General features: G+C 51.0%; 19 protein-coding genes. 16 read left to right on the top strand and 3 right to left on the bottom strand.

Annotated features, from left to right (window positions below):
• Positions 1–23: 23 nt before the first annotated feature.
• The 5 genes from WH45_RS22975 (at position 24) to WH45_RS18805 (ending at position 5,502) form a co-directional block, all read left to right on the top strand.
• Complete coding sequence (locus tag WH45_RS22975) at positions 24–476, top strand: prepilin-type N-terminal cleavage/methylation domain-containing protein (RefSeq protein WP_052723856.1); 453 nt, start codon at positions 24–26, stop codon at positions 474–476.
• A gap of 349 nt (positions 477–825) precedes the next feature.
• The gene (locus WH45_RS18820) at positions 826–1,581 is read left to right on the top strand and encodes a prepilin peptidase (protein WP_046215961.1); all 756 of its coding nucleotides are present in this window, start codon (positions 826–828) and stop codon (positions 1,579–1,581) included.
• A gap of 10 nt (positions 1,582–1,591) precedes the next feature.
• Complete coding sequence (gene pilM, locus WH45_RS18815; RefSeq protein WP_046215960.1) at positions 1,592–3,157, top strand: pilus assembly protein PilM; 1,566 nt, start codon at positions 1,592–1,594, stop codon at positions 3,155–3,157.
• The gene (pilO, locus tag WH45_RS18810; RefSeq protein ID WP_046215959.1) at positions 3,141–3,689 is read left to right on the top strand and encodes a type 4a pilus biogenesis protein PilO; all 549 of its coding nucleotides are present in this window, start codon (positions 3,141–3,143) and stop codon (positions 3,687–3,689) included. Before pilM ends, pilO begins: the two co-directional genes overlap by 17 nt.
• Before the next feature lie 199 nt (positions 3,690–3,888).
• The gene (locus tag WH45_RS18805) at positions 3,889–5,502 is read left to right on the top strand and encodes a gamma-glutamyltransferase family protein (RefSeq protein WP_046215958.1); all 1,614 of its coding nucleotides are present in this window, start codon (positions 3,889–3,891) and stop codon (positions 5,500–5,502) included.
• Between the two features lie 174 nt (positions 5,503–5,676).
• Here the strand turns inward: WH45_RS18805 and WH45_RS18800 are convergent, their stop codons facing one another.
• Complete coding sequence (locus WH45_RS18800) at positions 5,677–6,087, bottom strand: Lrp/AsnC family transcriptional regulator (RefSeq protein WP_046216061.1); 411 nt, start codon at positions 6,085–6,087, stop codon at positions 5,677–5,679.
• A gap of 136 nt (positions 6,088–6,223) precedes the next feature.
• Between WH45_RS18800 and WH45_RS18795 the strand changes: the two genes are divergently transcribed.
• Positions 6,224–6,982, top strand: coding sequence for an MBL fold metallo-hydrolase (locus tag WH45_RS18795; RefSeq protein ID WP_046215957.1), 759 nt, complete (start codon positions 6,224–6,226; stop codon positions 6,980–6,982).
• A gap of 241 nt (positions 6,983–7,223) precedes the next feature.
• Here WH45_RS18795 and WH45_RS18790 read toward each other — a convergent pair whose 3' ends face one another.
• Together WH45_RS18790 and WH45_RS18785 are read right to left on the bottom strand one after the other, a co-directional pair.
• Positions 7,224–7,907 (bottom strand): TVP38/TMEM64 family protein, encoded by a 684-nt coding sequence (locus WH45_RS18790; protein ID WP_046215956.1) that lies wholly within the window; start codon positions 7,905–7,907, stop codon positions 7,224–7,226.
• 96 nt (positions 7,908–8,003) lie between these two features.
• Entirely contained in the window at positions 8,004–8,612 is a 609-nt protein-coding gene (locus WH45_RS18785) for a TVP38/TMEM64 family protein (RefSeq protein ID WP_046215955.1), read from the bottom strand.
• A gap of 236 nt (positions 8,613–8,848) precedes the next feature.
• Between WH45_RS18785 and WH45_RS18780 the strand changes: the two genes are divergently transcribed.
• From WH45_RS18780 to WH45_RS18730, 10 genes are all read left to right on the top strand, one after another.
• Entirely contained in the window at positions 8,849–9,859 is a 1,011-nt protein-coding gene (locus WH45_RS18780) for a potassium channel family protein (RefSeq protein WP_046215954.1), read from the top strand.
• Positions 9,860–10,098: 239 nt separating this feature from the next.
• Entirely contained in the window at positions 10,099–14,832 is a 4,734-nt protein-coding gene (locus WH45_RS18770) for a fibronectin type III domain-containing protein (RefSeq protein WP_046215952.1), read from the top strand.
• 233 nt (positions 14,833–15,065) lie between these two features.
• Complete coding sequence (gene aroD / locus WH45_RS18765) at positions 15,066–15,836, top strand: type I 3-dehydroquinate dehydratase (RefSeq protein WP_046215951.1); 771 nt, start codon at positions 15,066–15,068, stop codon at positions 15,834–15,836.
• Between the two features lie 278 nt (positions 15,837–16,114).
• The gene (locus WH45_RS18760; protein WP_052723855.1) at positions 16,115–16,891 is read left to right on the top strand and encodes an SMI1/KNR4 family protein; all 777 of its coding nucleotides are present in this window, start codon (positions 16,115–16,117) and stop codon (positions 16,889–16,891) included.
• A gap of 369 nt (positions 16,892–17,260) precedes the next feature.
• Positions 17,261–18,046: an SDR family oxidoreductase gene (locus tag WH45_RS18755; RefSeq protein ID WP_046215950.1), complete on the top strand. Its 786-nt coding sequence runs from the start codon at positions 17,261–17,263 to the stop codon at positions 18,044–18,046.
• A gap of 30 nt (positions 18,047–18,076) precedes the next feature.
• A complete protein-coding gene (locus tag WH45_RS18750; protein ID WP_152663601.1) occupies positions 18,077–18,838 on the top strand; it encodes a hypothetical protein in 762 nt (253 codons plus the stop codon).
• A gap of 151 nt (positions 18,839–18,989) precedes the next feature.
• Entirely contained in the window at positions 18,990–19,205 is a 216-nt protein-coding gene (locus WH45_RS18745) for a hypothetical protein (RefSeq protein ID WP_046215948.1), read from the top strand.
• Positions 19,206–19,413: 208 nt separating this feature from the next.
• Positions 19,414–20,016: an SLOG family protein gene (locus WH45_RS18740; RefSeq protein ID WP_046215947.1), complete on the top strand. Its 603-nt coding sequence runs from the start codon at positions 19,414–19,416 to the stop codon at positions 20,014–20,016.
• Between the two features lie 380 nt (positions 20,017–20,396).
• Complete coding sequence (locus tag WH45_RS18735; RefSeq protein ID WP_046215946.1) at positions 20,397–22,079, top strand: alpha-keto acid decarboxylase family protein; 1,683 nt, start codon at positions 20,397–20,399, stop codon at positions 22,077–22,079.
• Positions 22,080–22,567: 488 nt separating this feature from the next.
• Positions 22,568–25,222: a cation-translocating P-type ATPase gene (locus WH45_RS18730; protein ID WP_046215945.1), complete on the top strand. Its 2,655-nt coding sequence runs from the start codon at positions 22,568–22,570 to the stop codon at positions 25,220–25,222.

Genomic DNA, 25,222 nt, shown 5'->3' with positions numbered 1-25,222 from the left:
TTAAGCAAAAGGGGAAAAGAACAATGTTAAGCAAAGTAATGAAAAAGATGGGCAAAGAAGAAAAAGGATTCACCCTGATCGAGCTGTTGGCTGTTATCGTTATCCTGGCAATTATCGCGGTTATTGCTGTTCCTTTGATCGGTAATATCCTTAGTAAGTCTAGAGATAATGCAGATCTGAATACAGCTTCTCAAATTTATAACGCAGCACGTATGTACGTTATAGGCGAGAAGAATGGAGATTTTAAAACCGCTAGTACAATAACGCTGAAAGATCTTAAACCTAGTACTGGAAAAAATGGATATATTGACAGTGATCTTTATCTGCCGAGTACTAAATTAGCACTCAACGAGACATCTACTAAGGTAGAATTCAATACTGATGGTAGTTTGAAAGAAGTTGTTCTCAAGGGCGGCGATGCTGCTGAAATTACATTTACAGCAACCGAGGTTCTTAGCGCAGTGAAGAAAAAGTAACATTTACAACAACCAAGTTTTTGAACTTATACAAATAATATAGTTGTCCAGTAATGGTTGAGAATTTCGGGATGATTAAGATAATAAGTGCACGAAGCGGAGAAAAGAGAATTCTGCCAATGACCGACATTTAAGAAGGAAGATACACTGCTGCAAACGGTCATTCCGTATCTTCCTTCTTAACCGGAGGGAATGGCAGAATCTCTTTTCGCAGCGGACAAGCTGCAGCGGACAAGCTATAAACGCAGCGAACAAGCTATAACGAGCAAGTAAACCAGGGAACCGGACAACGACTCCGGTTCCTCTTTAAATAGAACACAAAATCCATCAGAAAGTGAACACACCCACCATGACTGCAATCATTGCAATTTACCTGTTGCTCCTCGGACTGGCACTAGGCTCTTTTTATAATGTAGTCGCCCTGCGCGTACCGGCAGGCGAATCCGTCGTACATCCGCCATCCCGCTGTTCGCGCTGCGGAACCCGGCTGGGCGCTAGGGATATGATCCCGGTCCTGAGCTACCTGTTCAGCCGCGGACGCTGTCGCCACTGCGGTGTATCGGTATCATCGCTGTATCCGCTCGGCGAAGCGGCAACCGGGCTGCTATTTGTCTGGGTCTATCTGCAGACCGGCATTAGTGGTCAGCTGCCGATCGGATTGGTACTGGTCAGTCTGTCGGTTATCATCACGGTAGCCGATATACATTATATGAAGATTCCCAACAAAGTACTGCTGTTCTTTCTGCCGATTCTGACCGTATTGGTCATCCTGACGCCTGCTGGTTCACTGTGGAGCCATCTGGGCGGAGCGTTTGCCGGCGGAGGCATTCTGCTGCTGATCGTTATTCTCAGCAGAGGCGGTATGGGAATGGGGGATGTCAAATTATTCGCATTGTTTGGCTGGGTGATCGGGTTTCCGAATGTGCTGCTGGCACTGTTCGCTGCCTGTCTGCTGGGTCTGCTGTATGGCATGATTTTGCGGATAGCCGGACGCAATGGACGTGGGCAGCCGATTCCATTTGGTCCTTTTCTGGCAGCAGGTACACTGATTGCCTATGGATACGGTTCATATATTATAAGCGGGTATCTCTCGCTCATGGGGTAGGAGGATACAATTGAAGAAGCTTCAACGTCATTCATCACATGCAGGTCTCTCGATTGAGCAAACCGGGGTCCGCTATGTCTCATTAAAAAAGAAAAGATCATGGGAAATGGATCAAAAGCGCTACCTGGCGCTGCCATCCGGCGTTATCGTGGAGAATCAGATTGAGGATGAAGGAGCCCTTCAGCAGCTTCTCCAGGAATGGGCGATCCGTGAGAATCTGAAAGGCAAATCGGTAACATTGTCCATCCCACCTTCACGGATTCTGATTCGTACGATGAGCGTTCCGAATGCAAGTGTCAAACAGATTGCCCAGCTGGTCGAACTGGAAGTGGAGACTGGCATGCATTTGCCATTTGAGAATCCGGTCTACGATTATATGATCACATCGGCGGATGAGGAGCAGACACAGCTGCTCGTATTCGCAGCACCGAGCCAGCTGGTCAAGGACTATATCGCGCCATTGCAGGAAGCCGGTATCCGAATCGCCGCCGTTGAATTCTCGGCGACCTCGTTATCGAGAGCGGTTGTGCAGGTACAGGATGCACAGTTCGGCAATGCGATGCTGCTGCAGCTCAACGCCGGACTGCTGGACATTTATATGTTCCGCAATGGGTATCCGGTATTCATGAGAACGATTAATTTTGCTATGCCGGATGAATCTTCCGGCAGTGCTGGCAGCAGTATTCATCTGTCCGCACAGGAAGTCGCAGATATTACTCCCGAAATTTCGAGAATGCTGAACTTTTACCAGTATAGTCTGCATGATGGATCAGTGAGAATCGAAGAGATTGTCGTTACCGGCTCCTATGAGGAAAGAGCCCTGCTGGTGCATGAATTGCAGCAGTCCATGGGAGAACTGGAGATCCGGGAAGTGGATTTCCGGCAAAAGGAAAATGCTGCCGAACAGGACGCGGAAATGAATGATTACCGGATGGCTGTCGGAGCAGCGTTGGCCGGTGAAGATCGCCAATCGATTAATCTGCTTCCACGCCGCGAGTCCCAGCAGACGCAGAAGTTCTCTTATCTGGTCATCGGTGCTGCGGCAGTATGGGTACTGCTGATGGCGCTGGCCCTCTTTAGCTGGATCAGTTATAAAGGAACGATCGCCGAGCAGGAAGTACAGATTCAGCAGCTTCGCGACAATAATACACTGGCGCAGCTGGAACTGAACAAGCTCAGTGGCGGAGGAGGGGGAGCCGGGCCGCAGGCAGTCCTGGATGCGGTAATGAATTATCGGCTGGATGCAGTGAATATACTGGATCAGCTGTCTTTGGCCAAGCCTCGTCCTTCTGCCATAGAGAAGATCAGTTATACCCGAAGTGACACCATTCAGCTGACTCTGGTCACCCCTACGATGGCTGCTGCATCCGCTTATCTGGTGAAGCTGCAGGAGATGCCATTTACCGATCAGGTCACTGTGGATAAAGTCGTCCGCAATACAGCTGTCACTGCTGGAGTGAAATCTGGCGGCAGTCTTCAGTCGTATTCGGCATCCTACACGATTACTCTCAAAGGCAGTGCAGCAGCCAGTGCCGCTGCAGAGCAGAAGGAGGAGACCAATGGAACAACTGAATAAATATCGTTCCTCCATCATGCTGGGACTGGCGCTGCTGTTCATCATATTGCTGGCTGTCTATATGCTGGCTGTCCGTCCACTTGGTGAACAGACGGAGACGTACGAGCAGAATATTACGGAGCTGCAGCAGGAAGGGCAGCTGCTGCAGACACGGATTGCAGAACTGCAGAGCCATCAGGGAGATAATGCTGCCGTTATGGCAGCTGTGCCGGCTGAGGCTGCCAGCGAGCAGCTGCTGACCGCTCTGGAACAGGTAGGAGAGAAAAGCCGGGCACGACTGACGAATATCGAATTTCAGTCCATTGTGCCGGGAGCAAACAGCAGCGGTGAAGGCGTTCCGATTGGAACCCAGGCAGGACAGATTCAGATGAATGCGGAGATTCAGGGCGGTTATGCACAGATCCATGAATGGATGAACCAGCTGCAGCAGATGCCCCGGTTGGTGACCATTGATTCCTTCAGCTTTGAGCAGCCCTATCAGCCGATTCTGACCGCCAAAGTAACTTTTACCGCTTATTATACGATTCAATAACAAGAAAAGGCCGTTACGACAACGCTCCTATCCAGGAACAGCGTTACTGTAACGGCCTTTTGTTATGTCGTCATAAAAGAGGATATGCTACTGGCTGTGCAGAACCGTTATAGATTCCGGTAATGATGCCGTCTATTTCTTGGCTGCAGCAGAGTACATTTCTCATCGACCCGTCATCCTAACAAATTGGAGGTATTCCATGATATCCTATGACCCGTTATCCCATCCGTACCCTTCTCAGCGGCATTCTGTCTATGCACGCAATGGAATGGTCGCGACTTCCCAGCCGCTGGCTGCCCAGGCTGGCCTCGATATTCTCCGCAAAGGCGGCAATGCCATTGATGCCGCGATTGCTACCGCCGCCTGCCTTACCGTCGTAGAGCCTACTTCCAACGGAATCGGTGGAGATGCGTTTGCGATCGTCTGGACCAAGGATCGGCTGCATGGATTGAATGCCAATGGTCCGGCACCAGCGTCTATTTCCATGGAAGCGGTACAGGCTGCCAGGTATGAGAAGATGCCGACTTACGGCTGGACACCGGTCACCGTTCCGGGTGTACCGGCTGCCTGGAAGTCGCTGTCAGAACGATTTGGCAAGCTGGCGCTGACCGAAGTGCTGCAGCCGGCGATCGATTATGCGGAGCAGGGATTTCCGATCTCCCCGACGCTTGGCTATTATTGGCAGCTGGCGTACAAGCGGTTCTCGGAGATGCTGACCGGAGAGGAATACCGCGGCTGGTTTGACACCTTTGCCCCGAATGGCCGTGCACCCCGGATCGGCGAAATGTGGCGGTCACCCGGACATGCGGCGACTTTGCGCAGTATCGCCGAGACCGGCGCGGAATCCTTTTACCGTGGAGAATTGGCGGAGCAGATCGATGCGCATTCCCGTGCATACGGCGGCTTCCTGCGCAAGGAAGATCTGGCAGCCTTTGCCCCGGAGTGGGTGGACCCGATTTCGGTCAACTACCGCGGCTATGACGTATGGGAGATCCCGCCAGCCGGTCAGGGACTGGTTGCGCTGATGGCACTGAATATTCTCAAAGGCTACACATTCACCGGCCGTGATACCGTCGAGACGCATCATCGGCAGTTCGAAGCGATGAAGCTTGCCTTTAGCGATGGACTCAAATACATTACACAGGAAGACAAAATGACTACCCGCGCCGAACATCTGCTGTCCGAAGCCTATGCTGCCGAGCGGCGTGCACTGATCGGTGCAGAAGCGCTGCAGCCCTTACCAGGACAGCCGCAGGCAGGCGGTACGGTCTATCTGGCAACAGCGGACAGCGAAGGTAATATGGTGTCGTATATTCAGAGCAACTATATGGGTTTTGGCTCGGGCATCGTCATTCCGGGGACAGGCATCGCCATGCAGAACCGCGGTCATTCCTTTTCCCTTGATCCATCCCATGACAACCGGCTGGAACCGGGGAAGAAGACCTATCATACGATTATCCCCGGCTTCCTGACCAGAGACGGCCGACCAATCGGACCGTTTGGCGTGATGGGCGGATTCATGCAGCCGCAGGGACATGTGCAGGTCGTGATGAATATGATCGACTTTGGTCTGAATCCGCAGGCTGCACTTGATGCACCGAGATGGCAGTGGATTGAGGACAAGATCATCGAGGTCGAGCCGAACTTCCCGGACCACCTCGCCCAGAGCCTGATGCGCATGGGCCACCACATCCGCCGTGCCAACAGCGCCGGTGCCTTTGGCCGCGGCCAGATCATCCTCCGCGATGAGCAGACTGGCGTCCTGACAGGCGGTACCGAAATGCGCACAGACGGAGCCATTGCTTCGTGGTAGGTCGCTATTTCCCATTTTCCATTGTGCCTATTACCAGCAGTGCTGCATAAATAAAAACAAGGATAGACGACGGCCATCCACTGCCATCATCTATCCTTGTTTGCTGTACCCATCCCTTGCCGCAGCGGCTGCTGCCATCCCGTCATAACGATTGCCTCCATCCAGTAACCCCGCTTAATTGTTAATCACAATCGACAGCTTGTAATTCACATGCCGATTCAGATCCACGAGAAACTGATCCAGCACCGCATTGGACGGAAACTGGCACTCCAGCAGATAACAGCTGTCCCCGCTGATTTTATAATTATGGATCACATACGCTTCCTGCGTTGTCAGAAAAGACAGATACGGCTGATGATACGTACTCTGGGTGAAAATGCTGATAAACGCATGTACCGCATAACCGATCTTTTCCTGATTGACCTTGACCGTGTATCCTTCAATAACGCCTTGATCCTCCAGCCGCGCTACTCTTGACGAAGCGGCCTGCCCGGTGAGATGGACTTTTTCGCCCAGCTGCTTCATGGTGATCCGGCTGTTGCGGGACAGCTCTTCGATGATCTGTTTGTCTACGTGATCCATGATGGTCCCAATCCTTTCAGAAATCAAGTCAAACAGCTTAAAGACTTGATTTTATCCATGTAACACATAATTGTTCTCAGTATAAAATAAAGACAAAGCAAAACACAAACCCATTTCTGAATATAAAGGAGCATCACTCATGAATATACAACTAATCCGCAATGCCACTCTGGTCATCGAATATGCAGGCCGAAAATTACTGGTCGATCCATTTCTCGCGGAGCAGGGCGTTTACCCGCCATTTCCCAACTCGCTGCGTCAGGACCAGATGAATCCGCTGGTCGGTCTGCCGGTTGCTGCCGAGGATATTATCGATGTGGATGCCGTGATCGTCACCCATCTGCATCTGGATCACTACGACGAGGCCGCCAAGCAGCTGCTGCCCAAAGATATCAAGATGTTCGTACAGAATGAAGAAGATGCCGCTGTGGTCGGGCAGGACGGATTCACCAATGTGGAAGTGCTGCAGGAAGATACAGTGTTCGAAGATATTCAATTGATCAAGACCAAAGGCGAACACGGGCGCGGCGAGATTCTGAAAATGGCGGGTAATGTGTGCGGCGTCGTATTCAAGCATCCGTCCGAGAAAACGTTGTATGTAGCCGGTGATACGGTCTGGTATGCAGCCGTTCAGGAAGTGATCGACACCCATCAGCCGGAAGTGATCGTCGTCAACGGCGGCGATAACCAGTTCTTGCAGGGCGGATCGCTCGTTATGAGTAAGGAAGACATCTACGAAGTATATCAGGCAGCACCGCAAGCGCAGATCATCTCTGTCCATATGGAAGCGGTGAACCACTGGACATTATCACGTGCAGAGCTGAAGCGCTATGCGGGGGAAAAAGGAATGTCCGATCATCTGCATATACCACAAGACGGCGAATCCTATACATTCTGAGGAATCGATGATCCTGTTGATTCCCGAACGATCTCACAGATCGAGGGACAACATACAAGAACCACGGTATAAGATGCAAAAAGAGACCTTTGTAAGGTCTCTTTTTCATCGTTACAGCGCCTATTTGCTGTTCTGATATGCGGTACCGATATACAGTCCTGATTGAATATTCTGATTAACAGTCTTGATGTACCACTTTTATTGTGGTTGCTGATACAGCTGTTCCCAATAAACGTTCCATTTACAGCCCCGATTTACACCCTGTTGGTTCCTGCTCCAATTCCAATTCCAATTCCAGTTCCAGATTGCCAACTGTTGACGGCTTGTCATCGCCTCGTCCGAACCAGCTTTCCATTTTGCGGGCGATCAGGAAGCCGAGCGCAATGAACAGTACAACCGGTACGAGCTGCCATGGATTCTCCATATAGCTGGACAGATCGGAACCGATATAGGATACGGTAAATATCATGATGGCCCGGCCCAGCGCAGTCGCCACCAGGAAAGTGCGGAAGCGGATACCGCTCAACCCGGCAGCCATATGCATCATGGTGAAGGGGCCAAATGGCAGCAGACTGAACATAAACAGGTAAATAAATCCGTTCTTCTCAATCCATTCGAGACTTTTACTGATACTTTTGCGATTGGCAAAACGCTGTACATATTCATAATGGGACAGCTGGCGGACCAGACCGAACACGGTCAGAATACCGGCCATTACCCCGATCCACGAAAATACGAAACCGGCCCACAATCCGTTGGAAGCTCCGTTCAGTCCGATAACGACCATCGTGGGCAGGGGCGGCACAAATGAAATCAGAAAAGCCAGCAAAATGCTGACCAGCGGTCCGAACGACTGGTACTGCTCCATAACTTCCGTGACTCCCTGCTCGTTCAGGGCGGACAGCAGCTGTGTTGTCATTTCCATAAAGTCAAATCCTCTCTCCATCGTTCGCTGGGTGACATGGTTATACAGTTATTACCCATCTGCATCCCCGGCGACATGGATAGAAAATAATCTTTTTTACATATTGTGCTGATCCTTGCGGCTGAAATAGGCTTCGATTCGGCGGCTGATCACCAGGCAGACGACGATGAAGATCACCACCCATACCAGATACCACGGCTGCTCCCAGTACAGGGCAAAGTCCGCCCCGATAAAGGACACTGCAAATACCATGACTCCCCGGCCAAACAGGATCGCGATCAGAAAGGAACGGAAGCGGATACCGCTCAGCCCGGCAGCCAGATTCAGCAGCGTAAATGGTCCGACCGGGAACAGGCTCAGCAGAAACACATAATTAAACCCGTTATCCCGTACCCAGCGCCGTGTGCGCTCTACCCGCGGCCGCTGTACGATCCGGGCCAGATAGCGATGCTGTGACAGCTTGCGAATCAGCGCAAAGGCGGTGAGCGATCCGCCGATAATGCCGATATACGAATACACAAATCCCATCCACAATCCGTATACAGCTGCATTGACACCCAGTACGACAATCGTGGGCATCGGCGGGATAAATGATTTGAGAAAAGGAATCAGAATACTGATCAGCGGACCGAGCGACCGGTAGTCGTTCATCCAGCGTCTCAGATTCTCCTCGTTGATGGCAGACAGAAGTTCCGATATATCCATGGCACGTATATCCTTTCAGGTCATAAGATCATTTCTATTCATTATAGCAATATGTGTAGCCGCAGAATGGCCTGCTGTGATATTTTTGTAAAAGTATCTGCTGACGCTGCCGGATGATTCTATAGCCGGGGAATGAATCGTTTGCCGAAATTCAACGTATAATTGTTAGCTGCTGACAACAAAGGGGTTATCAGCAAGAAAAATGAAGACGTTTGCATGAAAGGAGAGAAAAGACCATGCATATCATTATCAGGGTATCCCGCAAGCTGCTGCGAATGCGCAAATCGGTTTTGACAGTGACGACGATTCTATTCGTGCTGTTCAGCTCCATGATTGCCTATTTGCTGGAGCCGGATACCTTTACCCACTGGTTCAATGCGCTGTACTGGGTACTGACCACGATGGCGACGGTAGGGTACGGAGATTATTTTATGGAATCGATCCCCGGCAAGATTTTCACTATCTTCCTGTACATCTTTGGCATCGGGCTGCTCAGTCTGATCATCGGCAAAATTATTGACTCCCTTGGAGAATACAATCGCAGAAAGGATGCGGGCAAATTGGCGTATACCGGCAAAAATCATGTCATTATTATCAACTGGAGCAAAAAGGCGCAGTATGCGATCGACGAACTGTTCTCCAGCAACCCGGAGCTGGATATTATCATTATCGACGAGCTGGAAAAGCATCCGTACGACCATCCGCAGGTGCATTATGTCAATGGAGATCCGACCCGGGATGAGACGCTCAATCAGGCAAATGTTCAGCAGGCGCAGTCAGCCATCATTTTTGCCGATTCACGGATTGACGATGCCTCACTCGTGGATGGCAAATCGCTGCTCGTCGCTTCCAGTATTGAACGCCTGTCTGACCATGTACATACGACTGTAGAGATTATGCTGGAGAACCATATCAAGAATTTCCATCATATTCATATCAATGAATTCGTATTGTCCCATGATGCGATCTCCCGTCTGGCGGTACGTTCTGCCCTGAATGAAGGCAATAACGATATTATCAACCAGCTGCTCAACCGCCGGTATGGAGAGGATCTGTTCCCCATTTCTTTGCGTCCCGAATGGAAAACGTACGGTGATGCTTTCCAGGCGCTATTGACCATGGGTGCGACGCTCATCAGCGACCGCAACGATATGACCATTAACCGCAAACTGTCCGAGCCGATTCCGGCAGATGCCAGACTATTCGTGCTCTGCGATGATGAGACATACCGCCACATTAAGGACTGAGCCTCCATACCGGTATGCAGCAGGAAGGCAAACAATGTATAGGACTTTTGGGAAAACAATAGTTTACGAAATGGTTCTAAGGTTGTATACTGGACAAAACGAATCGAACGTGAGGAAGCACCTCGCAATAAGGAATTTTTCCTTTTTGCGGGGTGCTTTTTTTGTGTTCTTACGGGAATCGGCTTCTGTCTGGCGGAACAGCGGATGCCGATCCGAAACGTTCCAAAGGAGGATCAGGATTGAAGCTTAAACTGAGAAAAATAGGCGCTGTCGCTGTAAGTACATCGCTTCTGGTCGGCATGCTGCCTTATCAGCATGTACTTGCCGCATCCGCGCCGGAATTCACTTCGGCCGTGCAGGTAGGTGATCATGCCAGACTGGAATGGTCAGTCAGTATGGCTGATTCGGATGTAATAACCCAGTCGGGCTTTGAGTCGACAAGCGAATTCAATACTTATGCAGGTGGTGACAATTCTGCTGGGGGGCAGAGCCAGACTGCGGAGGATAAATATACCGGCAGCTATTCCCTCAAAGTTATGGACACGGCCGGCAAAGGTAATGCCTACTGGTATCCGAATACATCATCCGACAGCTCCAGACTGTCTCTCGGACGCAAATACGGTATTCCCCGAGGCACCCCGTTATCGATTACGTTCAAGGCCAGAGCGATCGGGCAAAATGGCTGGATTCAGCCTTATATGGCAGGTGGACCAGGCAAAAGCACATATCCGCTGAATCATTTCCCGCAATATTACCCGGCGATCAAGTCACCGGTGCATTTTACTTCCAGTGTTCGGGCCGGAGACACTTCATTTACTGTGGATAATATCGATGAATTCTATGCTGAATTCTCGCGCCGCAAAGCACAAAACAGTCTGATGCATATCGCAGCCAATGCTTCCAGCAATTATGGAATCGGTATTGTATACATTCAGAGTGTGGATGTGGCGAACAAGCGGGTGTATCTCTATCCGGATTCCGCTTTTCAGGGCAGCTTCGCGGCGGGAAGTGATGTACAGTCGGCTTACTGGGAGGACAATGCTTTTACCGGTCGAACGATCAATGCCGATACAGGCTGGAAAACGTACAGCACAAATGTCATCGTCGCTACCAATACGGATATGGAATATGACAAACAGGGGATGGATGCGATCTTTGACACGATAGCACCCGGTATCGTTTATCTGGATGATTTCAAATTTGGCTATGCGACCGAGGCAGAGCTGTATCGTGATGGTCAGCCGATCTACAGAGGTTATCTGTCCGATTACGAGGATACACAGGCGATCGACCGGACAGCACCGGATCAGCCGCAGAATGTTCATACGGCTGCCAACCGGCAGACCCGGCAGCTGGATATTTCGTGGAATGCTCCGGTTGACCGCGGGACCACTTATACGTACAAGCTGAAAGGCTATCCGCGCAAAGAAGCAGCAACTGGCTACTCAACGGATCAGCTGGTGACGGTAACTTCCGGCATCAAAGGATACTCCATACTGATCGACAATCAGCCGGACACGCAGCCTTCCGGTGCAATTACAACTACTTCCAGCAGCTGGTCGGCAGCGATGCCTACCCGAGCTTCGTATGTGCATGTCGCGGCAGTGGATCAGAAAGGCAATGTGTCACCAGCTGTACATATACGTGTAGATGATCAGGACCAGCCGGTGCTGCAGCTTCATCCATCCGTCACCGACTGGACCTCTGCTCCCGTACGAATTGAGGCGACTGCCAGTGATACAGGAACATGGATTCATCATATAACTACGCCGCAGCAGACTGTGAATGGGGCATCTGCTGTCTATGAAGCGGTACGCAACGGAACGTATCCTTTTACGGCTGTAGATCATTTTGGCAATATGACCACAGGCTCTTATACGGTAAGCAATATCGATACTGCCGGACCGGATATATCTTTTACCCCTTCCCGTCAGGATTGGCAAGAGGATGATCTGGCGGTGCATGTAAATGTGACCGATGAGCAATCCGGTGTTGAAGCTGCTGGCATATCCTATGCATTGACGCATAACTCTACGCCCCCAGCCGCAGATCAGGGAGCATGGATTCACCCGGATCATCCGGCATTTGATGTGCCGGTAAATGGAGAAGGGGAATGGTATCTGCACGTTCAGGCGACCGATCGTACAGGCAATACTACCCGTTCCAGTACAGACTACTTGCGCATCCAGCGGCTGCCGGATATACCTGTGCTTCATGCCGAGGCAATAGACGCCGGCGAAATCGCATTGACCTGGGATTACCCCGGTCAGGGGATGAAGGATGGACTGACCTACACGCTGATCAATGAGACCAATAACAGGGAGTATCAGCTGAGCGACCCGACCACACGTTATGTAGAGACCGGGCTGCCTGCGGGAACCGCGCAGATCTATCGGATCAGGGCTGTCAATCATTCGGGAAGCAGCAGCTATTCCGAACCGCTGACTCTGTCTACGCTGCCGGCTGTGCCGGAGCGGGTGGAGATTTCCTTTGAAGGCAGGGATTATGGCCGGGCCTCCGTACAGATTGCGCCAGTTGCTTCTGCCGAAGCCTATCATATGAGCTGGACCAACACGGTCACTGGCATTCGTGACTATGAAGCAACCGTAACAGGCACCACCTATGCCGAAGCGCATAATCTCATGCCGAATACGCTGTATGATGTGTCGGTATCGGCGATCAACAGCAGTGGCAGCGGGCAGGCAATTCATGTCGGTTATTTGTCTTTGCCTGCTTCGCCTTTTGGATTTCAGGCGGTATCGGCATATGAAGATCGGATCGATCTGCACTGGCAGACGGTTACCGGCGCTGTCTATGCAGATTTGCGTCGCAATGGTGAATCGGTCACTGGAGATACTTATTTGCCGGGAGCGATGATGACATTCAACGATACACAGCTGGCTTCCGGTTCATTATTTAATTATGATCTGGCGCTGTCCAATGGAACCGGGTTTGGCTACTTTGCCAGTCTGCCGGGCATATGGACACTTCCGGCGAGTGTACAGGAGCTGCATTCCACCGATACTGCACAGCACAGCAAGACGATACAATGGCAGCGCTCCAGAGGAGCGACCGGTTACCGGCTGTATCTGGATCAGGAATATGTCGGAATGACGACGGATACCCGTTACACATACAGTGATCTGGCAGCCGGACGAACGTATAATTTTACAGTACAGGCGTTCAACAGCAGCGGCTTCGGAGCATCCCAGCAGATCACGGAAGCAGTGCTGCCGGATCAGCCGACCAACGTATCCGTAACCGGTCAGGATGAGCATGGTTTCAGGGCTGCAGTAGAGCCTGTATATGGGGCAGACCGTTATCGGCTGACGCTGAATGGACAGGTGTATGATCGTCCGGATGGACATTTTGTACTGGAGCAGCTGGAGCCGGGACAGACGTATTCCTTTACCATACAAGCGGGCAATGAATCCGGTTATTCCTCAGCTTTGACCGGTCATACGATGACACTTCCCTCATCTGTCACCGGCATGACGGTAGTGCATAACGAACCGGGCGAGATTATTCTCACCTGGAATCCACAGCCCGGGGTGGATCATTATGCAATTATGGATTCATCCGGTACGGAGCTGGCGCAGATTCGTCAGCCGGAGTATAGGGAAGCCGGCAATCGTCTCGCCCCTGGCGAATGGGGACGTATAGCGGTGATTCCGGTTAATGCCAGCGGTCAGGGAGCAGCAGTCTCGCTGGACTATCAGGCGGTACCGGATGCCGGGAAGAATCAGCCGGAACGTGTAACCGGGATAGCAGAGCGTAGCACCCATCATGCGGTGATTCGCTGGAATCCGGTACAGGGGGCGAGCCAGTATCATATTTATGATCCGGCCGGACAGCGTCTGGCAACAGTGAGCGGGGATACCTATTATAATCTGACTGCGCTGGATAGCGCGAAGCGTTATGCTGGTTACTCCATCACTGCCAGCAACAGCGGTGGAGAGAGCAGACATTATCCGGTCGCCAGTTTTGTAACTCTGCCGGACAATGATTTTACCGTAGCGACAATTGCCCACAGACACGGGGCAGAACTGGCGATTCGTACAGGTCTGCAGCGTGAGCAGTTTGTTTTTGCATCCGGCAAAAATAAAATTCTGTCCAGAGGCTACAAGACAGGGCTTACGCTGACTTCCCTGCGCGCAGAGACAAATTATTCCTTTCTCGTATGGACAGAAAATGAACTGGGCGAAGCCTCTGTTCCTGTGCCGGTTCGTCTGCGGACGACTCATGAAGCACAGGCTCCTGTAACGATGGAAATGAACGGCAGCAATGCCGGTGACGAAGCAGGCATGATACCATCTACTGCTGCTACAGTGACAGAAATGACGGCTGTTGATAAAAAGGATGACCATACGGCTGGATCAGCTGCTATACAGGTCCCGACTGGAACGGGAGTGGCTGCCGAGTTTGACGATATTCATAACCATTTTGCAGAACAGGCGATCCGCTATTTGTCTGCACTGGGCATGATCCGGGGCAAAAGCAGTACCCGATTTGCGCCGGATGAAGGAGTCAGCCGGGCAGAATTTACAGCAATGCTCGTGCGTATGCTGCATACCGATGAAGAAGTTCATGCGGCCGATCAAAGCAGGCTTTCTTTCCGGGATGTGCAGCCTGATGCCTGGTATGTGCCTCAGCTGCGAATTGCTTATAACAGCGGCATCGTAGACGGATTCAGCACCACCCGCTTCCGTCCCGATCAGATCATTACCCGGGAACAGGCAGCCAAGATTCTCGCAGGCTTGATCGATTCCCGTCTTGGCCGTAGGGATATGTCGATGCTGTATGACGATCAGCAGACTATAGCATCGTGGTCGGCTGCAGCGGTAAGCAGACTCAGTTCCGAGGGACTGCTGCAGGGTTATCCTGACAGCACGTTCCGGCCTCGTACAGAGCTGACGCGTGCGGAAGCATCCCTGATGATGTGCCGCGGCATACAGGCAGGACTGCTGCAATAGTATCTGGTGTGAGAATATGGAACCTGAGAGCAGGTTACTTGGCGGTCTGCCATTATTTCGTCACTTCATCGGCTGCGTGTTCGGGTATATGATCAGTAGTGGAACAGGTGAAGATACACGGTAATCAGGGTGAAGATCGATAGGTCATTCACTCAGGCGATGCAATTGTGCTGAATTCAATTTCCGTATATACTTCATTCAACTGGTATAGACTAGACAAAGGAGTAATGAAAATGGCTCAGACAATCAAACCCGTAATTGCCAAGCATGTGAGCATCGGTGAAGGCATGCCCAAAATCTGTGTATCTCTGATCGGCAGAAATCTGGAAGAGATCCGGCAGGAAGCGTTGGCGATGCAGGCCGCAGATGTGGATGTAGTAGAATGGCGCGTGGATTTTTATGAAAATGTAGATGATATCGAAAAAGTAAAATCCGCACTGGGCAGTATCCGGTCGATTCTTCCTTCGCGCCCGCTGATCTTTACATTCCGTACAAGCCGTGAAGGTGGAGAGCGGGAGATCGACGAGGAGAGCTATTTCCGTCTGAATGAGGAGGTCGCTCTCACCGGTCAGGTGGATCTGGTGGATATTGAATTGTTTATGAATGAAGAGCGTATTCGTCCGTTTATCGATATTGCTCATCAGAACGATGTGCATGTCATTGTGTCCAATCATGATTTTCAGCAGACACCGCCCAAGGAAGAGCTGCTGTCCCGTATGCACCGGGCACTGGAACTTGGAGCCGATATTCCCAAAATATCAATGATGCCGCAAAAAATCAGCGATGTGCTGACTCTGCTCGATGCAACCTGCAGTATGCACGAACAGACGGATCATCCGATCATTACCATCTCCATGTCCGGTCAGGGTATGGTTACCCGCATTGCCGGCGAGCTATTCGGTTCTGCGCTGACATTTGGCTCCCTGCGCAATGAATCCGCACCGGGTCAGGTGCCTGTAGAGGATTTGCGGCAGACGCTGAAGCTGTTTCACGCAACGCTGTAAGTGGAAATGAGATCGCAGCGGGATAACGGGCTGCCTTCAGGGTGGATGAATGGGTTAAGTCGATGTAATCCGATAAATTGAAGCAAATGTACAAAATGGTATGCACATGACTGATGTGTATGCCATTTTTGCATGTATCCCTGATTGCATGATTAGATAATTGGAGAAGATGTGAAGCAGGAAGATCTGAAGAGATACTGCAGAATCCATTTATTTTGACAAAAAAGCACAGCGAACAGAAAAACGTACCCATTTATAATCAGGAGGTCATACATAGTATGTATACCGTGTCCGAACATTTGCAGACCGCAGGAGCGGAACAACTGCAGCAGCTGGAGCATAAATGGAGTATCAGCCTGCCTCAGGCATATGTGCAATTTATGGGGCAATATGGTCAGGGGACCTACTGCGGCATCATGAACGTGGAATACCCGAACCGGGAACAATTGCGGGAATTTGTCGATTATGAGATATGGGAGCATGATGAGCATAGCCCAATCACCCGTGAACAGCTGGGAGAATGTGTAGTAATCGCCACGACGATCGATGGGGATTTTGTAGCGGTGCATCCAGCGGTGGAGTCTTTGATCTGGCTGCCACGGCATTCAGAAAAGGTCGCTCGGCTCAACTGTAATGGTACATCATGGATCGAGTGTATGAACGAGTGGATCAAGGAAGCTTATGGCCCGCTGGATCTTGCCGAAGACAGCCACTACTTTGAGCCATGGAATGAGCGGAAGCAGCACCTGTTCCTGATGCTTGGCGCTCAGGAGCAGATTGATGCAGCGTCCGATACAGCAGCTGAGGCGTCAGGAGTAGTCAATATGAATCTGACAGCCATTTGCCATGAATGTGCAGAGACAATGCCTCCGGATCTGATCATTACAGATGAATATGCCGGGCTGCTTTTCTACCGGCGGCTGAACGGATACGTACGGTTCAATTATGCCTATGGCCGAGAGGTGGCTGTCTTTTACGAAGAAGAGCAGCAGGGAGAAGAATCCGGTTTCCTGGATCGCCTGCTCGGGTTTATGCATGAACACGGTATACGTTAACCATTAAAAGATGCACAGCCGCTATAAATGCAGCTGTGCATCTTTGTTGTGCGGGTATCGCAAGGAGTGGATCAATCTTTGGAAAAAGCCTGCAGCTCGTCCATCTGCTTTATACCGCCTTTCCATGCATTTCCCGATTCAAGACAACCAGCCTTTCATTTATCATGAAAAGCGATCGCATACCGTTTTGATAATGACAGTTAAATACGCTGCAGCTGTTTATTCGTCCGCATTTAAGTGTAACGATTCTTTGTATACTGCTAACGTATCCCGCATTCATATGAACGGATAACAGCTGGCAGTGAGACAGACGGTTATAGGGGAAATAATGAACGTAACAGAACGATCACACATAGAGGAGGCACTATTATGTATCCGGATTTGGAAGGCAAAACAGTCATTGTTACCGGCGCAGCCACAGGTATCGGGCAGGCCATCGCCCTGCGTTTTGGACAGGAAAAAGCGAATGTGGTGATCAACTATCACAGCAATCATGACGGCGTGGAAGAGACGATCCAGAAAATCAAGGAAGCCGGCGGTCAGGCGATTGATATGCAGGGAGATATGTCCAAGGAAGAGGACGTGGAGAAAATTATCCAGGCGGCTCATGATCAGTTCGGCAGCATGGATATCATGATCAACAATGCCGGTATGGAGAATGAAGTGCCTTCGCATGAGCTGACACTGGACGACTGGAACAAAGTCATTAATGTCAATCTGACCGGCGCCTTCCTCGGCAGCCGCGAAGCGATCAAATACATGCTGAAGCACAATATCAAAGGTAGTGTCATCAATATGTCGAGCGTGCATGAGATTATTCCATGGCCGCATTTTGTACATTACACGGCCAGTAAGGGCGGCGTGAAGATGATGACCCAGACGCTGGCGATGGAATACGCGCCGAACGGCATCCGAGTTAACTCGATCGGACCGGGTGCGATCAATACGCCGATCAATGCCGAGAAATTCTCTGACCCCAAGGAAAAGGAAAAAGTCGAGAAGCTGATCCCCATGGGATATATCGGCAAGCCTGAAGAGATCGCAGCAGTAGCAGCCTGGCTGGCTTCGTCGGAAGCGAGCTATGTGACCGGTATTACGATCTTTGCGGACGGCGGTATGACCAAGTACCCTTCATTCCAGGGCGGTAACGGCTAACCGTACATGCCTGCAGCTGACAAGGAGTGGATGACGATGATTTCCCTGAATCAACCAAGCGCGAATCCAACGGTACGACTGTATCCCGAACCGGCCGAGGTATTGGAGAATCCGGCGTTATCCTGTTATTTTCTGCCGCTGATGTCATTCACGCATGAGCATATACAGGATCAGCAGGAATATACGATTCATCTGCTGGGCACCGATGGGTTATCCTGTACGTCACCCCGCCCATGTGCGGAGAATATTATTCATGGATTCCAATATAATGAAGGACGTTACCGGTACATGGGCGATCCGGCGGCTTTTGGCGAATACAATAATATTTCTGAAGTGTATGGCTGGCTGCTCGAGGACTTCAACCGCAACAGCGAGTATTATCTGCACGAGAAAATCAGCGCCGCCGATTACGGGGCCAACGTGCAGGTCGCGCTGAACAGTATTGCTACCTTTGACTCCCGCCGTTATGCGGAAGGCATCTACAGCTATCTGTATACCAAGACCCATTATCAGCGAACCGGAGAGTTTCATCAGATGACCGAGCTGACAGATAATCAGCTGCCTGTCGCTGACGATCTGCTGCTGGATCATCTCACCGCGCAGGAACTGGGACAGACACTGCTGGCCGAGCTGCCACAGCACACCCAGCACTCTTACAATTTGCGCCCGGAAATGATCGTCGGCGGTACCGAACGCAGCCGCTTCATGTCACCATCCGGCCATGGAGCCATACTCGCAGCTCTCGATCCGAAGCACAAGGAGATATACCTGCTGAATCCGTCAGCGATGTAAGTGGAAGCGAAAAATTGTTGCTATCAATGATCAGAACGTTAACCGCCAATTGGTTTATACGCTATCCATATACCATTCATACAGCCCATAGACAAAAGTCGCTGTAGAGTTGCCGCGGTCTGTGTGTTATCATCTAGCTGAGGTGAGTACATTGACTACAGAACAACCATCCCAGCCATCCGGTGAGCAATCATCCGTTGAGGCGAAGAAATTAAGCCAGGCCGAAGCAGCCAAACGACTGCTGGCTCAGAAGAAACAAAACAACCAGGGCAAAGGCCCGGGCGGTCAGACTGCAACCGGCGGTCAGAAGATGAAAAGCCAGATGACCAAAAAGGTAAATAACCAGCGCAAAAAAATGGGAACCTAATATTCTGCCACAGCAGTCTTTCCCTGAGAACCAGTTCGGATACACGAACTGGTTCTTTATTTTGCCGAAAATCCATATTTCCAGTTCGCCGTCCAGTATTACCAACGAACTGCACATTACCACCCATCCCTGTATGCCTAACTGCCGATGCGTATCTGCCTGTGGTATGATAATACAGAAGAATGACGGAAGCGGAGGAATACAGCATATGAAGAATCTACTGGTCACCGGCTATCGTGCGCATGAGCTGAATATTTTCGGACAAAAGCATGAAGGCATTGTCTACATTCAGCAGGCCCTCCGCAGCAAGCTGATCCCGCTGATCGAGGAAGGACTGGAGTGGGTGATCACGCCCGGCCAGTACGGAGTGGACCTGTGGGCATGTGAAGTCGCGATCGAATTGAAGCAGCAGTACCCACAGCTGAGAGTGTCCATCCTGTCGGCCTTTGCCAATTCGGAGGAACGGTGGAGTGACGACAAGAAGGAATATTATAACGAGATTATGAAAGGCATTGATTTTCACGGTATTGTCAGCAACCAGCCGTATCAGGGCATCTGGCAGTTCAAGGCACGAGATGAACTGCTGTTTCGCAAAACGGACGGTATTCTGCTCGTCTATGATGAGGATGCCGGTGAAGGCAGCCCGCGCTTTTTCAAAGAGGAAGCGTTGAAGCGGCAGCAGGCCGACGGCTACCGTTATATGAGCATCAGCTCGGAGGATATTCAGACCATCGCGGACGAACAGCGCATGGAAGAGCAGTTTGAAGAGAATTTCGAGGAGCGGGTTACCGATTCTTTTGAAGAAATCTAGCAATATGCGAGCAAATACTCAAGCCGGACAAAGATCCAACCCAACCTAATTGGCGATGTAGAGGGGAAAGCAATGATTAGAATCAGCCTGCAGGGAATCAATCAGGGTGGTTTTTCTGTTCAGAATAAAGCATCTTCTTAAAAGCATCTCCCATTTAAAGCAGCTTCCATATCCATAAGGAGCTGCTTTTTTTGTTGGGTATTCCTCGTATGTGCTGGCTCCTCTAAGCGGTCTCATCCTCCAGCTTTCTGCACATCCGTTATTCTTTTATCCTCTTTTCCAAGTGATTTTCCCGGCAAACGGGTAATACTCTAAAGAGTGCATCTGCTGCTGTGATCCAGGCGGCGGATGATGAATCTGGAAGACGAGAGGGGATTATAATGAGTACATTGACCAAAACCGGAACAACGCTGGGAAACTATTTGCTGGATTGTCTGCAGCAGGAGGGGATTACCGAGATTTTCGGAGTGCCCGGAGATTATAACTTTACCCTGCTCGATACGCTGGAAAAGTATGAAGGCATCGGATTTATCCCTGCGCGCAATGAGCTGAATGCCGGGTATGCTGCAGACGGGTATGCACGGATCAAAGGTATATCTGCGCTGATCACCACATTTGGCGTTGGCGAGATGAGCGCATGTAACGCTATCGCCGGCGCATACAGCGAGAATATACCGATTATCCATATTGTCGGAACGCCGAAGACCCAGGCACAGCAGGGCAAAAAGCTGATGCACCATACATTGCTTGACGGAGATTACGACGTATTCCGCCGCGTATATGAGCCGATCACCGCCTATACTACCGTACTGACACCGGAAAATGCCATGTTCGAGATTCCACAGGCGATCCATATTGCCAAAACGACCGGCAAACCGGTCTATCTCATGGTCGCTATCGACCTGGTTACCGAGCAGGTATTCCAGCATACGCCACAGCAGCAACCGTTGGAGACCAGCCAGTCCTCGCTTCAGGCTGCGATCAGCCATGCTCGCCAGCTGCTGGAAGCTTCGGAAAATGCAGTTCTGCTGTCCGACAGCACCGTTCTGCGCCAGCGCTGGCAGGAGCCGGCACGCCATCTCGCCGAAGCGCTCAATATCCCGGCCGCATCCACGATGATGGGCAAAAGCGGATTCGATGAGAGTCATGCCCGCTATATCGGAGTATACAGCGGAGCCTTTGGCAATCAGGAAGTGACACAGATTGTGGAAAATGCCGACACCGTGATCGCACTGGGGCTGATCTGGTCGGATACGAATACAGCCAACTTTACGGCCAAGCTGGATATGAACAAGGTTATCAATATTCAGCCCCAATCGGTCATGATTGGTGAAGCGGCCTACCAGAATATCCGCGGCGAAGATATGATCAATGCGCTGATCGAGCTGGGCTGGATGAGTATGTCGTCTGTACCGGAGACGTCTTTCCCTTATGCAGAGCAGCAGGGACAGCCGGATGAGCCGCTGCATACGGGCTACTATTATCCACGCTTCCAGCAGCTGCTGCAAAGTGGTGATATTGTCGTCACCGAGACGGGAACGTTGTTCTACGGCATGTCCCAGATCCGTCTGCCGCAGAATGCCATGCTGATCGGTCAGGGCGGCTGGCAAAGTATCGGATATGCGACGCCTTCGACATTTGGCGCGTGTATCGCTGCTCCGGATCGCCGGGTGATTTTATTTACAGGCGAGGGATCGATGCAGCTGACCGTGCAGGAATTGAGTTCCATGCTGGAATACGGCTGCAAGCCGATCATTTTCGTATTGAATAACGGCGGGTATACGATCGAGAAATACCTGAACGTCAAGGAAGAGGTAGCCAAGCAGACGTATAACGAGATTCCAGGCTGGAATTATACCCAGCTGATCCAGACCTTTGGCCGGGAAGCTTATACTGCCCGGGTAACCACCAACGGAGAGCTGGACGAAGCGATCCGTCAGGCTGAACAGCAGCAGCAACACCGTCTGTGTCTGATCGAGATGATCGCCGGTAATCCGATGGATGCACCCGATTATATGAAGAAAATCCGCGAATTTATGCAGGAGCAGGAGAAGCAGCAGTAACCCGCTTTTCCGTTATGGGATAAGCGCCGGGAACCCGCTGCAATTCAGGCTTCCCGGCTAGAGCATATACCGACAGCAAGAAGCACAAAAAGGAACATTTCCCAGTATGAAAGGGGATGTTCCTTTTTATTTTTTTCATGAAAACAATCAAATTTTACATAAATTGTGATCTCAATCACGTGATAATGTGCAGATGTACAGTATATTGGGGAAGGCAATAACTATCACAATTTTAGTTAGGTGGATTTGAACCACTTTCTTGGTAATAGGATTCAATTCGAGATACAGCAGTGGATATTACACGATTCCCAGTCATGCAGATAGAGCGCAAGCTCTGCCGTTTATGGATTGGAAGGGGGAAAAAAGTACACGAATACAGCAGAGTTGAATATAGAAAGGATGATGATCCTTTACCGCTCCATCATGCACCATCACAACGTCGAAGACTAAAATCGTGAGCCGACAACCAAGACGGGAGAGGTGTTTCGATGAAATGGGTAAAGAAAAAGCTGGATGAGGTTATTCAGGCACTGCATACGAACCCGGAACAGGGGCTGACCAGTCAGCAGGTTATGGAGCGACAAAGCACCAAGGGCCTGAATCAGTACGAGGAAGAGAAGAAGGAAAGTCTACTGCACAAAATCGGGCATCAGCTGTCCGAAGTGACAACGATCATTTTGCTGATTGCTTCAGCGATATCACTCTACCTGGCGTTTACCGCAGAGCATGGATTCGCCGAACCCGCCGTGATTATCGCTATTGTTATTCTCAACACCGTGCTGGGAATCCGTCAGGAAAATAATGCAGAACGTGCACTGGAAGCACTCAAAAACATGAATACTCAAATGACTACGGTCATCCGTGATCACAACAAACAGCTGATTGATGCCAGAGAACTGGTGCCTGGTGACATTATTCTGCTGGAGACCGGAGATATGATTCCGGCGGATGCCCGTATCATTACAAGCAGCGGATTAAAGGCAGAAGAGTCTGCGCTTACCGGCGAGAGTGTACCGGTCGAAAAGGATGAACACGCTCAGGTGGATGGCGATACGCCGCTGGGTGATCGGCTGAATATGCTGTATTCCGGCTGCCTGATTACCAGTGGGCGCGCTACCGCAGTGGTAGTGAAGACAGGTATGGATACGGAGATGGGAAAAATCGCCGGTCTGCTGAATAATACATCCAAGCAGCAGACTCCGATGCAGATACGTCTGGCAGGGCTTGGCAGACAATTGAGCCTCATAGCTGTCGCAGCCGGTATGCTCGTATTCCTGATCGGTCTATATCAGGGAGAATCGGCGCTGAATATGCTGATGACTGCCGTCTCGTTGGCTGTCGCAGCCGTACCGGAGACATTGCCGGTTATTGTCACCATTACACTGGCTTTTGGTGTGCAGAATATGGTCGGCCGCCATGCTCTCATCCGGCGGATTCCAGCCGTGGAGACACTGGGAAGCGCTTCGGTCATCTGTTCGGACAAAACGGGCACACTGACCGAGAACCGGATGACGGTCCAGCAGGTATGGTCGGCCGGTCACGCGCCCAAGTCCGCCGAGGAAGACTGGGCTCAACCGGAGGAAGAGCTGCTGTTCATGCTGAGCCTGGTCAATAACGCCTCCATGGAACAGGTAGGCGATGAAGAGAAGGTGGTCGGTGATCCGACCGAATCCGCCATCATTCAGCTGCTGCATGATAAAGGAAGCAGCAAGGCCGCACTGGATATCAAGTATCCGCGCATCTTTGAGATTCCTTTCGACTCCGACCGCAAGCAGATGACGACTGTACACCAGCTGGAGCAGGGCTATCTGTCCGTGACCAAGGGGGCTTTTGACCGTATTCCTGTTCGCTACGAAGAAGGAATGCAGGAGCATGCGCAGATTATTCATGACTGCTTTGCCTCCAAAGCACTGCGTGTACTGGCGGCCGGATACAAATATTACGAAAAGATGCCGGTGAGCATGGATATAGCCGAGCTGGAGCGTGATCTGACATTTGCCGGCCTGGTCGGCATGATCGATCCGCTGCGGCCCGAGAGCAGAATGGCTGTCCATGAAGCCAAGCAGGCCGGCATCCGTACCGTGATGATTACGGGTGATCATATTGTCACCGCTTCGGCAATTGCCAGAGAGCTCGGTATTCTGTCCAGTGGGCAAAAGGCGATTACCGGCGCTGAGCTGGCAGAACTGTCCGAAGAAGAATTGATTCATCAGGTGCACCGTTACAGTGTGTATGCACGCGTAAGTCCCGAAGACAAGATCCGTATTGTCAAAGCATGGCAGGCCAGAGGTGAAGTGGTTGCCATGACCGGCGATGGTGTAAATGATGCCCCGGCGCTGAAAGCTGCCGATGTGGGAGCGGCAATGGGCATTACCGGTACAGATGTGTCCCGGAACGCAGCAGACATGGTGCTGACCGACGATAATTTTGCAACTATTGTCGAGGCGGTCAGTGAGGGACGGAGGGTATACGATAATATTCGCAAAGCGATCTACTTTTTGCTGAGCTGCAATATTTCAGAAATCATGATCATGCTGATTGCCCTTCTGCTCGGCTGGGGAGCACCGGTCATTGCGATTCAGCTGCTGCTGATCAATGTGGTTGCCGACGGGATTCCCGGATTCTGCCTCAGCCGTGAAGCAGCCGAGCGGGATCATATGAGCAGACCGCCGATAGCCAGAAATGCCAATATTTTTGCAGAGGGTCTTGCTGCCAGAATCATGTCTCAGGCACTGATCTTCACAATTATTACGCTGGTCGGCTTTTATGTCGGCAGCTTTGTGGAACTGGGTACACCGGTTAATGCCTCGCCGATGCTGGGGCAGACGATGGCTTTTGTGATCCTGGGCTTGTCGTCGGTTATTCATGTTTTCAATGTACGAAGCAATCACGAATCTATTTTCAAAATGGGATTCACCTCGAATCGGCCGCTATTCTGGTGCGCTCTGCTGTCAATGACGATTATTGTGCTGGTAGCAGTTATGCCGCCGCTTGCAGCCATTTTCCAACTGGTACCGATGAGCCTGCCGCACTGGGGACTGGCTGTTGTATTGTCAGTCATACCATTGATTGCCGTGGAGCTGAGAAAAGGGCTGACTGCGCATCGTCGGGATACTGTTTCACATCGCTCGGAGCAGTATTGA

This window comes from Paenibacillus wulumuqiensis (assembly GCF_000971965.1).
In the GTDB taxonomy this organism is placed as follows: domain Bacteria; phylum Bacillota; class Bacilli; order Paenibacillales; family Paenibacillaceae; genus Saccharibacillus; species Saccharibacillus wulumuqiensis.
The sequence above is the reverse complement of the archived record's forward strand: the minus strand, read 5'-3'. Positions and strand labels throughout refer to the sequence as shown.